This is a genomic window from Nocardia sp. NPDC051756 (genome assembly GCF_040681495.1).
Lineage (GTDB): Bacteria > Actinomycetota > Actinomycetes > Mycobacteriales > Mycobacteriaceae > Nocardia.
The window spans coordinates 471,278-484,821 of record NZ_JBFAYV010000001.1 but is presented as its reverse complement, the minus strand read 5'-3'; the positions used below and the strand labels follow the sequence as shown (position 1 = coordinate 484,821).

Sequence of the window (13,544 nt, the reverse complement as noted above, 5' to 3'; positions counted from 1 at the left end):
GACATGACTCGGCCCCGGCGGTCCAAAGGGTGCCGGGGCCGAGGGATTCGGGCTATTGGACAGCGAACTGGCGGGCCAGGGCCCAGATGACGAGGATGTCGATGGCGATGATGACCAGGGCCCAGAAGGGGTAGATGGGGGCGAAGAGGAAGTTGTCGAGGATGCTGATCGCAGCCATGACGATGCCGGCCAGATAGCCCCAGGTCTTGCCGGTGACTATGCCGAAGCCGGCGATCAGGACCAGGGCGGCGATCACCAGGTGGATCCAGCCCCACGCGGTGACGTCGACCAGGAAGACCTGGTCCTTGGTGACGACGAAGATGTCGCGGCCCGCGATGGCGGCGATCGCGGACAGCAGATGCAGCAGGCCGGTGATGAGGATCAGGACGCCGGCGAAAATCGTCATGTCGTTGAGCACCGGGCCGGTCCGGACGGGTCCGGGACTGGTCATGACACACACTCCTTTCGAAACGCGTGGTACACCTTTCGGCCCAACGTAGCGGCTGATCAGGCAAACATTCGGCGATCTCGCGCGGCGCGCCAGCACCGATGTGGCCGTTCGGGCGATCGTGGCGCAGAATGGGGGCCGCACGCGATGGCTCCCGGCGTTTCTCGCCTCGGTGACACGCATCGCTGCGACACAAGGTGTTGTGCTGCACGGACTTGTCACCCCCAAGGAGTAGTGTCCCGGGGAGAGAAGATCCGTCACGGCAGCGGGCTCGGGAAAGGTGTGGAGGCAGGATGAAACTGATCGATCGGGTATCGGCCATCAACTGGAATCGGGTGCCCGACGAGAAGGATGCCGAGGTCTGGGACCGGCTGACCGGCAACTTCTGGCTGCCCGAGAAGGTTCCGGTGTCCAACGACATCCCCTCGTGGGGCACGTTGACCGCCGATGAGAAGCAGCTGACCATGCGGGTCTTCACCGGCCTCACGCTGCTGGACACCATCCAGGGCACGGTCGGCGCGGTGAGCCTGATCCCGGACGCGCTGACCCCGCACGAGGAGGCGGTGTACACCAACATCGCGTTCATGGAGTCGGTGCACGCGAAGAGCTACAGCTCGATCTTCTCCACGCTGTGCTCCACCAGGGAGATCGACGACGCGTTCCGCTGGTCGGAGGAGAACCGCAACCTGCAGCGCAAGGCCGAGATCGTGCTGGATTACTACAACGGCGACGATCCGCTCAAGCGCAAGGTGGCCTCGACGCTGCTGGAGAGCTTCCTCTTCTACTCCGGCTTCTACCTGCCGATGTACTGGTCCTCGCGGGCCAAGCTCACCAACACCGCGGACCTGATCCGGCTGATCATCCGCGACGAGGCCGTGCACGGCTACTACATCGGCTACAAGTACCAGAAGGGCCTCGAGCTGGTCAGCGAGGCCGAGCGCGACGAGCTGAAGAACTACACCTTCGAGCTGCTGTTCGAGCTGTACGACAACGAGGTCGAGTACACCCAGGACCTCTACGACGAGGTCGGGCTGACCGAGGACGTCAAGAAGTTCCTGCGCTACAACGCGAACAAGGCGCTGATGAACCTCGGCTACGAGGGCCTGTTCCCGAAGGACGAGACCGAGGTGAATCCGGCCATCCTGTCGGCGCTTTCGCCGAACGCGGACGAGAACCACGACTTCTTCTCCGGGTCGGGTTCGAGCTACGTGATCGGCAAGGCCGTGAACACCGAAGACGAAGACTGGGAGTTCTGAGCGAACCACCAGCTGAGACGGCGGCGGATTCTTCCGCCGCCGTTTCGCGTCTCCGGGATGGGGCGCGGCGACACTTGCGTTGACACCGGCGACAACGTTTAGCGTGGCCGTGACGGTCGCTCGGAGGAGGTCGGATGCTGATCGGTGAGCTGGCGCAACAGGCCGGCACGAGTACCCGCACCCTGCGGTACTACGAGCAGCACGGGCTGGTGCGGGCGAGCCGCTCCACCAACGGGTACCGCGTCTACGACGCGACGGAACTGCCCGTGGTGCGCAAGATTCGGACGTTGCTCGAGGACGGCTTCGCCCTCGACGACATCCGGCCCTTCATCACCTGCCTGCGAGCCGGGCACAGCTCCGGTGATGTCTGCCCGGACTCGGTCGCGGTGCTGCGGCGCAAGCTCGACGAGGTCGACGACGCGCTCACCCGGCTGGCCGCGCTGCGGGGGCAATTGCAGGACCGGCTCGCCGGGGCCGAACAGCCCCCGGCCTGCCAGTTCTCCTGACCACCTGTCCGGCAGCCGGTCTCGATGGACCGGTTGTGCGATCGTCGCTGCCCACGTCAGTCGAGGAGCACCGATGAAGTTCGCGATCAGTTACAGCACACCGTATTACGGGGCCGACCCGGACCGGATCATCGCCTTCGCCCAGCACGCGGAGGCCTGCGGATTCGAGGGGCTGTATCTCCCGGATCACATCGCGCTGTATCCGGGTGCGAAGGTCGGCAACTTCGAGATGCCTGCCACACTGCCCTATCCCGATCCGCTCGACTGCCTGAGTTTCGTTGCCGCGGCCACTCGGCGGATCCTGCTCGGTACAGGTGTGTTGCTGCTGCCGTATCGGCATCCGGTGGTGCTGGCCAAACGCCTCGCGACCATTGATGTGCTGTCGCGCGGGCGCATGCGGTTACTGACCGTCGGGTTGGGCACGTTGCCCGGTGAAGCCACCGCGACGGGCGTCGACTTCGCTACCCGCGGCCGGCGCACCGACGAAGCGATCGACGTGCTGCGACTGCTGTGGTCCGGCGACGCCGAAGGGGTCAGCTTCGACGGCGAGTTCTTCGCCTTCGACTCGCTGGTCAGCTTCCCGAAACCCGTTGGCGTGCCCCAGTTACCGATCCATGTCGGCGGCTCCAGCAGAGCCGCCGCCCGGCGCGCAGGCCGACGCGGCGACGGCTACTTCCCCGGCGGGATGCTCGGCCCTGCCGAACGTGCCCGTCAACTAGACCTCGCCCGATCGGAAGCTGTTGCCGCAGGCCGGGATCCGGACGCGCTCGAGTACACCCGCTGGGGATCGATCGACCTGCCCGCCGAGCGCGTCGCCGGACTGGCCGCCGAAGGAGTCACCCGGATCGTCATCGGCGGCCTCGATCCCGACGACCAGTTCGACGGGATGTCCCGCTTCGCCGAACGCTTCGAGCTCGGCAACTGATGTAGCGTCGGCCCCGGCATTCCCTCTCGTGCCGGGGCCGACTGGTATCCCCATTCGAATTTCCAGGCATTTTCAATAACACCCTTCCGAAAAGGGAACTCCATTCTGGAATGTTCCTGTTGTAGTGCATTTCCGAGCAATTCGGCCAATCGGCGAACTTCCATTACAGTCAGCTGGTTGTATGTCACCGGAAGCCGATTCGGTTCGGCTGTCCAGACATACAAGTGCACCATCCGCAGCCACACGCACGGAACCCTTCCGGGGCGGAGCCAGGCAAATATTCGGGAAGGTTCCAAAGTTGCTGCCATACAGAGGTTCCAGAATGGACCATTCGTTAGCGACCTTCGGAGATGCAGCCATGACAACTGGTTCGACCCTTCCCCGCAGGCTACTGGCCCGCGAGCTCCGCCGAGCCCGTGAAGCGGCGAGTATGAGCGCGGAAGCCGCACGCAGCGCGATCGGCGTCAGCAAACAGACGTTCTGGCGGATGGAGAACGGGATACCGATCAGATTGAACCCGTTGTTCATCATGCGGCTGTGCGAGATCTACCACGCCTCCGCGGAACTGACCCAGGTGCTGCTGACGCTCACCGAGGAGACGAAGTCCAAGGGGTGGTGGCACGCATTCGACAGTACGATCCCGAAGAGCTTCGGACTGTTCGTCAGCTTGGAAGATGCTGCTCACCACATGGTTTCGTATCAGACGACATTCCTACCCGGAATGTTGCAGACCGACGAATACCGCCGGGCGATGCATTGGATCGAGCACCCGAACATATCCACGTCGGATGTCGATACCTCGATCGAGATCGCCACTCGGCGACGAGACCGACTCACCAGGGCGGCCGATCCCCTGACACTGGACGTGATCATCGACGAAGCGGTGCTGCGCCGCCCGACCGGCGGCACGGAGGTCATGACGAACCAATTGGCACATCTCGCCGACACCGCGCAACTCCCGAATGTTTCGGTTCGCATAATTCCAGTATCGAAAGGCACTTATCAGGGGCTCCTGGTTGGCACGTTCGTATTCCTCGAGTTCCCACCGCACTCGACCGCCTACCTCACCGAACCACCGGTCATCTATGTCCAAGGTTTCACCGGAGATCTATATCTGGAGCGCCCAGAGGAGATTTCGGCGTATCGTATTGTGTGTACGGATCTCAAACGGTTGGCACTGAATGAGACCGACAGTCGCGCTCTCATTCTCAACATTGCAGAGGAGTTCTCCGCATGAACATAGATCTGACTAATGCACATTGGTTCAAGAGCACTCGCAGCTTGCCCACCAAGGACTGTGTCGAGGTAGCACATCTCGACGCCGGTATGGTCGGCGTCCGCGATTCGAAGAACCCCACCGGGCCGGCCCTGGTCTTCACCCCGAGTGAATGGGATGCCTTCACCGCAGGCGTCGCAGATGGTGAGTTCGACCGCCCATAACACCCATTGAATGCGTGAGACCCCCACTGCCTAGTGGGGGTCTCACTTTTATCTACCCGTCCGTTCGGGCGAGCGCACCGTTACTCGACGGTTCCGCGGGCGTGCAACGCATTGCCGATCCCGCCGCCGCAATCGCGTGGCGGCGGGACTTCATCGACGTCGCTAACTAATTGCTGCCGTAGGACTTCCGCAAGATGCTCAGGATCTGAGCGACGTCCGCCTTCAAGCCGCCGATGTCCGACTTCATGCCACCGATGTCCACCTTCATGGTGCCGATATCCGACTCCACCGTCGACAACCGGGTCTCCACCGTCGACATGCGACAGCTCAACAACTCCTGGCTGGTCGCCAGGTTACCGATGTCGACACTCATGGAGATCAGCCGCGACGCCACCGACCGACCGTCGAGGTCGCCGATGCTCGCGCGGATCCCGGCCATACCGGCATCGAGGTCATCCAACCTCGTGTGCACGGCGCCGAACTCATCCTCGAATCGGGTCACCGTGACAGTATCGCGCGTGATCTGCAGATCTCGCCAGACCTCCAGCTCGTGTACACGCTCTTCCAAAGACTTCCCGCTGCTACGCATCGTCGAGCTCTCCCCTCGTCCGTTACCGCATCGTTATTTTCGGAGCGATCGTAACCGCGCGCACCGACACCGTTGGGCGGTCTGAGCGCCAGATTCGGGAAATCACGCGAAATGCCGAAAACTGGCTGTCCACTTAGGAACCCGGCTGTTCATTCTGGAACCTGCCGTCCATTCAGGAACCCGGTTATCCGTTCAGGAACCGCAGTAGTTCGTCGGTGACGAACTGGGGGTTCTCCTCGGCCAGCCAGTGGCCGGCGTGCGGAACGTCCACTGCGCGGACGATATTGGTCATCCGCGGGGCGGCGGTGGCCTGGATCGCGGCGACCTGCCCCTGGGCGGCCATGACCAGAGTCGGTACGGAGGTAGGGGTGGCCGCGATGGTGTCGGTGACGTCTTTGTCGAGGGTGCGGTAGAGGTTGAAGCCGCCGGTGAGCGCTTCGGGGCGGCCGTAGGTGCGGGCGTACTCGGTTATCTCGGCGTCGGTGAACGGGGAGCGGTCCGAGGTGCCGCCGAAAGCGGTTCCGCCGTAGGCGACTTGGGGATAGAACAGGGCCAGGTACTCGCGGACGTCGTCGCCGACCACCGCTTCGGGGACGCGCCGCTGGGCGTGGAAGGCGATGTGCCAGCTCAGGGTCCGGTAGGTGGCCGCGTCGATGGCGGGACCGGGTAGGGGCAGGTCCAGATAACCGAGGCGGGCGGTGTCGGCGGGGAACTGGGCGGCGTACTGGAAGGCCACCGCCGCGCCGAAGTCGTGCCCGATGACGCGGGCGTCGCGGAGGCCGAGGCGGTCGGCGATCAGCGTGTGCACGTAGCGCGCCAGTGTGGCCTTGTCGTAGCCGGTCGGCGAACCGGTGCTGTCGCCGAGACCAGGGAGATCTACGGCGTAGACGGTGTGCTGCTCGGCGAGCGCGGGCATGATCGGCCACCAGCCGAACCAGGTCTGCGGCCAACCGTGGATCAGCACCACCGGTGTGCCGGTGCCGCCCTTCACATAATGCATCCGAACACCGTCGATGTCGGCGAACTCATGCTTGAAGGTGTTCTCGAACTTCGGGTCACCCTGGGTGACGGTCGCATAGGCGGGAACCTCGGCGGCGGTCGTGCTGGCGCAGGCCCCGGCGCCGATCGCGAGCAGGAGGGTGAGCGCGACGGTCGCCGCCGCGTGCGCGGATCGGCGAAAACGGCGCGGCTGTGGTGCGGTGATCATAGAAATCTTTCCTGGAGCAGGTGATTGGGGTTCAGCGCCCGGTCGCGCCGTCGATCAGCTCACGGATGATGTCGGCGTGGCCGGCGTGCCGGCCGGTCTCCTCGATCATGTGGGTGAGGGCCCAGCGGACGCTGGGCGCGGGACGTCCCGGACGCGGGATGGGGGCGGTGAGATCGGTGCAGCCGTCGAGGACTTCGTTCGCGCGGTCGACCGCTTCCCGATAGCGGGCGATGACCTCGGCCACCGTGTCCGTCGGCTCCGCCTTGAATGTCGCCTGCCAGTCGGTCACGTTGTCCCCCAGGAACATCGAGCGCTCGACGAAGGTCAGATGGTTCAGCAGTCCGAGCAGATTCGTGCCGGACGGCACTGCGGCGGTGCGCACCTGCGGTTCGGGAGCGCCGTCGACCTTTGCCGCGATCGAGTCCCGGAGGTAGTCGAGAAACCCACGGAGCGTGTCGATCTCGCTGCTCCCGGTCCGCGGCGGCGGAGCGTCGCCGCGACGCTTACGACGCGAGGTGGCCGGCATGGTCGGCTCCGATCGCGCGACGGATGAGCAGGACATGGTCGGTGACCTCGGCGGTCCGCCCGTCCGGTCCCGTGGCGATCCGGCGGGGCACGTCGGCCCGTTCGACCAGCCATTGCGACGGATCGAGATCGATACCCGCGGCGATCTCCCGCGGACTCGGATACCGCACGCCGGGATCCTGGTTCCACGACCACGGCGCGGTCGAACCATGGTCGACGACCAGCAGCCGCCCGCCCGGCCGCAATACATGAGCGGCCGCGCGCAGAACGGTCGCCCGGTCCAGGTCGAACGAGGTGTGCAGGTATTGAGCGGAGATCAGGTCGAATTCGCCCGGCGGGAAGGACTTGTGCAGGTCATACGACTCGGCCGTGACTAGGTCACCAAGCCCGCGGGCGCCGGCCAGACCGGCCAGCCGCTCGACCGCAACGGCCGAGATATCGACGGCGGTGACCCGCCACCCCTGCCCGGCCAACCACAGCGCATCGCCGCCGTCACCGCACCCGAGATCCAGCGCGTCGCCCCTCGGCAGACCCGAAACAATCTCCGCGAGAAGGACATTCGGCCGCGGATCGGTGGCGGCCGGACGGCCCGCGTAGACACCGTCCCAGAACGCGACCGCATCGGTGGTGCTCATCGAGACTCCTTACTGTCGAGACACGTTTCAGTCTCGACAGCGGCACCTCGATTCGGCACGGAAAATTGCGGTTCCGGCAAGATGGTCGGATGGACCGGGAAACCGAAGACGTGCTCGATGTGGTCGGGCCACGGCTGCGGGCGCTGCGGCGCGACCGCGGCATCACCCTCGCCGACCTCGCCGCGACAACCGGCGTATCGGAGAGCACCCTCTCCCGATTGGAGAGCGGTCAGCGCCGGGCGACCCTGGAATTGCTGCTGCCGCTGGCCCGCACCTACGACGTCCCGCTGGACGATCTAGTCGGCGCCCCGCGCACCGGCGACCCGCGGATCCACCTGAAACCGATCCGGCGCTACGGCATGGTCTTCATCCCGCTGTCCCGGCGACCGGGCGGCACGCAGGCGTTCAAGATGATCATCCCGGCGGTGCCGGAGCCGCTCGAACCGACGCCGCAGACCCACGACGGCTTCGAATGGCTGTACGTGCTCAACGGCCGCCTGCGGTTGGTGCTCGGCGAGCGCGACCTGATCCTGCCGCCGGGCGAGGCCGCCGAATTCGACACCTCCCTGCCGCACTGGCTCGGCAGCGCCGACGGCAAAGCGGTCGAACTGCTCATCCTGTTCGGGCTGCAAGGCGTGCGTTCGCACGTGCACCCCACCAAGTCCTGACCCGACTGTTCCGCCGCACCCGAGGGGAGATGCGGCGGAACGGGGGACGAACTCAGTGGCCGACGACCACCAGCACGAACTGCTGCGTCGGATTGTTCTGCGCCGGACGACTCACCACGCCGTAGTCCTTCTCGGCGTACTCGTGCGCGTCCACGTACCGATTGTTGGATGCCTGCTGGATCGTGTACTTCCCGCCGCCGAGCGAATTGAAGTGCCACACCTGCGTGGGGTTGTTCTGGGCCGGCCGGGTGACCAGGTGGTAGTCGAGGGACTCGATCTCGTGGGCGTCCAGGTAGCGCTTGCTGCTCACCTGCTGCACCGTCCCGGTCCCGGTGCCGCTGTCGTCCCAGTGAATGCGCCACTGCTGGCTGGTGTCGCCCTGCTTCGGGCGGGTGACCACGTTGTAGTCGTGCGTCCCGTCGTTCCAGGCGTCGAGGTAGCGACCGCTCGACACCTGCTGGATCGTGACGATGTCGTCCGGCTGCGCGGCGTGCGCGGTGGCGGGAACTACGGCGGCGACGGCGGTGAGGGCTCCGAAGAACAATCCCGCTGCGGTGCGGCTGATGAAGTGTGTCAAGGTCGGATCTCTCTGGTGGAAGGTGCCTGCCGAACCAATGTTCGAGCAAACAGCTCCGCCCGAATAGGCACCCTGAGGAGGCCGGATGGCCGCCGGAGGGTGCGGAAATCACCCCATAGGGTCGCCGATCCTCAGGCCTTCAGCGCCCGTGCCAATCCGGCGGCGACCCGATCCAGCGGATCGGTGTTGCCCTCGGTCCGGCACAGCACGAGCGCACCCTCGAGGCCTGCGATGAGCAGGGTCGCCAGATTCGCGGCGTCGGTCTCGTCGATTCCGTTGCGCTGCAAGCACTCTTGGAAGGGTCGCGCCCATCGCCGGAAGCTCGCGCCGGCGGCGGCGAGCAGATCCGGGTCGTCCGGACCGGCGCCGAGCGCGACCGCCGCGACCGGGCAGCCCGGCGGGTAGCCGCCCCCGGTCATGGCCAGCTTCGCGCCGCCGAGGATCGCGTGCATCGCGGGAATGGGCGCCTGGCTCGCGCACACCGCCTCGATGGCCGGGCCGACCGTGCCGTCGATGAACGCCAGGACCTCTTCGGCCAGTTCGGTCTTGCCGCGGGGGAAGTGGTGATAGATGACGCCGCGGTGCGTTCCGGCCTTCGCCACCACCTCGCGGAAGCCGGTGGCCGCGTAGCCCTGCCCGCGAAACAGCAGCGTCGCGTGCCGGATCATTCGCGCGCGGGTGTCCCGTGCCACTAGCCGCCTCCCAGCTCGGTCATTGACTAAGACAGTAGTCCTAGAACATACTCACAACCACTTTCTAGGACGACTGGCTTAGAAATGCGGGCGTGCCCGGCACTCCCGGACACTCGACCGAGAGGACCCCCGTGTCGTTCGCCGCTTTCCGCCTGCTGGCCCTGCGCTACGTCACCGCCGTGCTGGAAACCCCGTTGCAGTTCTTCGTTTTCCTGGCCGGGGCCTGGTTCACCACCAACGGCGTGATCGCCTTCGGCATCTATCCGGATATGGCGTTCGGCGGCGGCATGCATGCGTGCACGATCCAGTTCCTCGGCTTCATCCCGGTCACCGTCAACGGCTGGCACGCGCTGTTCCACCTGCTCACCGGCCTGGCCGGGCTCGCCCTCGCACCCGTGCGCACCCGCGCCGCCGCCTACACCTGGACGTGCGGCCCGTTCTACCTACTCGTCGCCGCCCTCGGCTTCACCGGCGGCGATCACGTCCTGCACCTGATGGCCGTCGACACCTTCGGCAATATCGTGCACACCGTCGAAGGCACCCTCATCCTGATCGCCGGCGGATCGGCCGCCCTCGCCGCCCGCACAGCGGCAAGCCGCGGCTGACCCGGAGTTGCACGGCCGCAACACCTCTCGGCGGCGCAATCAAGCGCGGGCGATTGGTGCCGCGTGGACTCCCGGCTTGTTCGCGAGCGCGACGGAATCGCCCCTGAACCGCACCGTCACTCGCGGCGCACCACCGCGCCGGTCGCGGGCCGCGCGCCGGATCTGCTGCGGTGTCGCGCCGAACCAGCGGCGGACAGCACGGGTGAACGCGGATTGTTCGCGCAGGCCGATCAGGGTGGTGATCTGTGACATCGGCATATCGGTCTCGCACACCAGCCGGTGCGCGGCGTCCCGGCGAGCGCCGTCGAGCACCTCGGTGAAGGTCGTGCCCTCGGCGGCGAGCGCGCGCTGGAGGCTGCGGGTATGGATCGACAGCGTGCGCGCGACCACGTCCATATCGAGTCCGGCACGGGTGATCAGCCCGTCGATCACGACCCGGACCTTGGTTGCCGTGGATCGGTCGAGCGCAGAATAGTTTTCGGTCAGCAGGTGCACCGCCATCGAGTACATGGTGGCGCTACCGCTGGTGGTCGGCCGCGTGAGCAGGGCCCGCGGAATCCGCAGCAGCGTGGTGCCGGCGTCGAATCGCACTTCGGCGCCGAAGAATTCGGCGTAGCGCGCGGCGGGCGCGAGCGGTGGATGCGGCAGGTGGATCGAGCGCAGACCGTAGGCGCCGCCGACGGCCTGCCGCAGCACCCGATGGATGATCCCGGCGCCCAGATCGACGCCTTGGGCGAAGCCGTTGGTCTCACCGGGGTCGCGGAAGTTGATCGCGACCATGCCCGGCTGGGCATCGGCGACCAGCACGAGCGAGATTCCGGTGTGCTGGGTGAACAGGAAGCGGGACGCGCAGGCGATGAGCGCGCCCACCGTCGCGGCATTGGCGACCGCGACCGCCAGCGGTCCGGAGACCGCGCCGACCTGACGACCCGCCAGTCGCAGGCCGAAATCGGGGCAGCCGAGCTCGGCCGCGGCGATCTCCAGCGCCCAGCCCACCGCCTCGCTCGACACCACGGCATCGTCACTGTCGACCGCTGCGGCCCCGATGCCGAGGCGATCGAGCAAGGCCGCGCCGTCGCCGCCGAGGTCGTCGACGAGTGCCGGGTAACCGCGCAGCACCGCGGCCCGGGTCAACACCACCATGGCCGGCTCCCCTCGGTCCGATCGAGTCGTTCCATCTCGGCCGGCGGCGCGGTGGACTCGATTGCCGGAGCGTAGCCGAGGCAGCGGTGCGGCCGGAAGGCAGAACTTTGTCGCCTCAGAGCAATTCCGCGCCCCGCCGACCCGGACATACTCAGGCGGCTCGAGCTCGGGTCACTGCGCGCCACCTCGCAGAACCGCGATCGAGCACCCGGATTCACCGTCGACTCGGAACGGATCGAGATGAGCTTGCGAGCACGAACGAAGCGGTTCGGCACCCGCGCGACGATGATCGTCGCGGTCGTCGCCTGCGCCCCCTTGGTCACTCCGATCGCCACGGCCGAACCGCAGGCGGGGTTCACCGATATCGACGGCGGCCGGTACGCGCCGGCCTGGACCGCCGCGGTCGACGGACCCCAGCCGTACGCGGGGATCTTCTCCGACCTCGCGCTGCCGGTCACCATGAGCGACGGCACCGTGATCAAGCTCGACGTCCAGCGACCCGGCAACGGCGGGCGGGCAACCGACGAAAAGCTGCCCACCATCATCGAATTCGAGACCTACAACAAAATGGCCGTCAACTTGGCCTCCGCGCTGCTGCAGATTCCGGGCATCGAGGACGTGCTGCTGCCCGCGTTGGCCTCGGTCGGTGCGCCACCCGGTTCCGGCCTCGAAGGCCTGACCGACCTCAGCAGGCAACTCGATTCCGGCTTGCTGCAAACCGCCGCGCACAATTTCGACCTGGTCAAGGGCGGCTACAACCTGGTGCACGTCGACATTCGCGGCACCGGCAGCTCCGAGGGGCAGTGGCAGCTCTTCGGGGTCAAGGAACGCGACGACGCGGCCGAAGTGATCGACTGGATCACCCGGCAGCCGTGGAGCGACGGGTCCATCGCGGTGAAGGGCACGTCCGCCACCGGTATCGCCGCGCTGCGCGCCGCGGATCGGGGCAACCCGGCGATCAAGGCCGTGTTCAGTTACATCGCCAGCGGCGATCTGGTCGACGACATCGTGATCCCCGGTGGCGCAGTGGGATTCGGCTTCGCCGCGTTCTGGCCGCTGGTGGTGAACCTGGCCAAGTTCGCGCCGGACGTCGAGGCGATCATCGCCGGCCGGTTCGACCCGGCACAGCAGTTGCGCTGGTTCGAAGACCGGCTGGCCGACCCGCTCACCTTCATGGATGTGGTGACGAACGCGTTCACCGCGATGGACACCGGCCAGCTCACGCCGAAGACGCGCGACCTGCTCGATCCGGACTCGGATCGGCGAAAAGGTCTGCAGGCGAACATGAGCGAGATCGCGGCGCCGACATTCATGGTCAGCGCCTGGTGGGATGTCTTCGGTAGCACCCCGACCGAGACCTACAACGACCTCGCGCTGTCGCCGGACCGGAAGAAGCTGATCGTCGGCGAGGGCTATCACGCGGGCGGCGGTCTCGCCGGATTCGGGCACAGCGGGCTGCCGCCGCGCCTGGATGTCCTGCAACGGGCCTGGTTCGACAAGTGGCTCAAGGGAATCGACAACGGCATCGACCGGTTCAACCCGATCACCCTGAAACAACAAGGTGGTCAATGGACTTCGGCACCCGAGTTCCCCCGCGCACAGCACACCCATCGACGGATGTACCTCGACGATCGGCATTCCGGCACCACCGACGCGCAGTTCGACGGAGGCCTGTCCGCCGCCCCGACGCACGGTGCCGTCACCGATCTGACGGTCACGCCCGGCCTGCTGAGCCTGTGCTCGCGCGACACCTCTCGCATCTGGGCGGGCGTGCCGTCCATCATCATGGCCTGCGACCAGGATTCGCGGATCTGGGAACTCAACGGACTCGCCTTCACCAGCAACCCGGTGACCGAACCGACGGTGATCTCCGGCCCGATCAACGCCCACCTCAACACCGTCCTCGACCACCCGGACGGCTACTGGGTGGTCACCGTCAACGACGTCTTCCCGGACGGCCGGTCACGCGAAATCAGTGCCGGACAACTCGTTTCGTCGCTGCGGCAGATCGATGACACCAAGAGCACCAAGTCGCCCAACGGCGACTACATCGATCCCGAGTACTACCTCGACCTCGACCGCCGCGAGCTGATCACGCCCGGACAACCGCTCGCCCTCGACATCGGCATCGACCCGACCGACGCGGTGCTGCAACCCGGCCACCGGCTCCGCATCGATGTCTACGCCAGCAATCTGCCGAAGGGGTTGCCGCCCTTGCCGATTCTGGTCGACAGTCAGCTCGCGCCGCAGCGCCTGCGACTGGATCCCGCGCAGCCGAGCTGGGTGAACATCCCGCTCAGCGTTGCCATTCCGGAATGAGGCCCGCGA

General features: G+C 66.3%; 16 protein-coding genes. 8 read left to right on the top strand and 8 right to left on the bottom strand.

What is annotated here, in order from left to right; translation table 11 throughout:
- Positions 1 to 52: 52 nt before the first annotated feature.
- Positions 53 to 451 carry a hypothetical protein gene (locus AB0M22_RS02375; protein WP_364720030.1) on the bottom strand — a complete coding sequence of 133 codons (399 nt, stop codon included), beginning with the start codon at positions 449 to 451 and terminating at the stop codon, positions 53 to 55.
- Between the two features lie 290 nt (positions 452 to 741).
- On the opposite strand from AB0M22_RS02375, the gene nrdF reads away from it, so the two are divergent.
- From nrdF to AB0M22_RS02350, 5 genes are all read left to right on the top strand, one after another.
- A complete protein-coding gene (gene nrdF / locus AB0M22_RS02370) occupies positions 742 to 1,704 on the top strand; it encodes a class 1b ribonucleoside-diphosphate reductase subunit beta (protein ID WP_364720028.1) in 963 nt (320 codons plus the stop codon).
- A gap of 134 nt (positions 1,705 to 1,838) precedes the next feature.
- A complete protein-coding gene (locus AB0M22_RS02365) occupies positions 1,839 to 2,210 on the top strand; it encodes a MerR family transcriptional regulator (RefSeq protein ID WP_364720026.1) in 372 nt (123 codons plus the stop codon).
- 73 nt (positions 2,211 to 2,283) lie between these two features.
- On the top strand, positions 2,284 to 3,135 hold the full coding sequence (locus tag AB0M22_RS02360; RefSeq protein ID WP_364720024.1) for a TIGR03619 family F420-dependent LLM class oxidoreductase: 852 nt from the start codon (positions 2,284 to 2,286) through the stop codon (positions 3,133 to 3,135).
- 358 nt (positions 3,136 to 3,493) lie between these two features.
- Complete coding sequence (locus tag AB0M22_RS02355; protein WP_364720022.1) at positions 3,494 to 4,372, top strand: DUF5753 domain-containing protein; 879 nt, start codon at positions 3,494 to 3,496, stop codon at positions 4,370 to 4,372.
- Entirely contained in the window at positions 4,369 to 4,575 is a 207-nt protein-coding gene (locus AB0M22_RS02350) for a DUF397 domain-containing protein (RefSeq protein ID WP_364720019.1), read from the top strand. Before AB0M22_RS02355 ends, AB0M22_RS02350 begins: the two co-directional genes overlap by 4 nt.
- A 166-nt stretch (positions 4,576 to 4,741) precedes the next feature.
- Here AB0M22_RS02350 and AB0M22_RS02345 read toward each other — a convergent pair whose 3' ends face one another.
- The 4 genes from AB0M22_RS02345 to AB0M22_RS02330 form a co-directional block, all read right to left on the bottom strand.
- Positions 4,742 to 5,077, bottom strand: a complete 336-nt coding sequence (locus AB0M22_RS02345; RefSeq protein WP_364720017.1) for a hypothetical protein — start codon at positions 5,075 to 5,077, stop codon at positions 4,742 to 4,744.
- 271 nt (positions 5,078 to 5,348) lie between these two features.
- On the bottom strand, positions 5,349 to 6,371 hold the full coding sequence (locus tag AB0M22_RS02340) for an alpha/beta hydrolase (protein ID WP_364720015.1): 1,023 nt from the start codon (positions 6,369 to 6,371) through the stop codon (positions 5,349 to 5,351).
- Between the two features lie 31 nt (positions 6,372 to 6,402).
- Entirely contained in the window at positions 6,403 to 6,897 is a 495-nt protein-coding gene (locus tag AB0M22_RS02335) for a DinB family protein (RefSeq protein WP_364720012.1), read from the bottom strand.
- The gene (locus tag AB0M22_RS02330; protein ID WP_364720010.1) at positions 6,875 to 7,531 is read right to left on the bottom strand and encodes a class I SAM-dependent methyltransferase; all 657 of its coding nucleotides are present in this window, start codon (positions 7,529 to 7,531) and stop codon (positions 6,875 to 6,877) included. Before AB0M22_RS02330 ends, AB0M22_RS02335 begins: the two co-directional genes overlap by 23 nt.
- Before the next feature lie 89 nt (positions 7,532 to 7,620).
- On the opposite strand from AB0M22_RS02330, the gene AB0M22_RS02325 reads away from it, so the two are divergent.
- Positions 7,621 to 8,199, top strand: coding sequence for an XRE family transcriptional regulator (locus tag AB0M22_RS02325; RefSeq protein WP_364720008.1), 579 nt, complete (start codon positions 7,621 to 7,623; stop codon positions 8,197 to 8,199).
- 52 nt (positions 8,200 to 8,251) lie between these two features.
- Here the strand turns inward: AB0M22_RS02325 and AB0M22_RS02320 are convergent, their stop codons facing one another.
- Together AB0M22_RS02320 and AB0M22_RS02315 are read right to left on the bottom strand one after the other, a co-directional pair.
- A complete protein-coding gene (locus AB0M22_RS02320) occupies positions 8,252 to 8,776 on the bottom strand; it encodes an RICIN domain-containing protein (protein ID WP_364720006.1) in 525 nt (174 codons plus the stop codon).
- A gap of 131 nt (positions 8,777 to 8,907) precedes the next feature.
- Entirely contained in the window at positions 8,908 to 9,468 is a 561-nt protein-coding gene (locus AB0M22_RS02315) for a TetR/AcrR family transcriptional regulator (protein WP_364720003.1), read from the bottom strand.
- Between the two features lie 131 nt (positions 9,469 to 9,599).
- On the opposite strand from AB0M22_RS02315, the gene AB0M22_RS02310 reads away from it, so the two are divergent.
- Positions 9,600 to 10,073, top strand: a complete 474-nt coding sequence (locus tag AB0M22_RS02310) for a DUF4383 domain-containing protein (RefSeq protein WP_364720000.1) — start codon at positions 9,600 to 9,602, stop codon at positions 10,071 to 10,073.
- A 39-nt stretch (positions 10,074 to 10,112) separates the two neighbouring features.
- Here AB0M22_RS02310 and AB0M22_RS02305 read toward each other — a convergent pair whose 3' ends face one another.
- On the bottom strand, positions 10,113 to 11,216 hold the full coding sequence (locus AB0M22_RS02305) for an AraC family transcriptional regulator ligand-binding domain-containing protein (protein ID WP_364719997.1): 1,104 nt from the start codon (positions 11,214 to 11,216) through the stop codon (positions 10,113 to 10,115).
- A gap of 240 nt (positions 11,217 to 11,456) precedes the next feature.
- Between AB0M22_RS02305 and AB0M22_RS02300 the strand changes: the two genes are divergently transcribed.
- Entirely contained in the window at positions 11,457 to 13,535 is a 2,079-nt protein-coding gene (locus AB0M22_RS02300) for a CocE/NonD family hydrolase (protein ID WP_364719994.1), read from the top strand.
- Positions 13,536 to 13,544 lie beyond the last annotated feature (9 nt).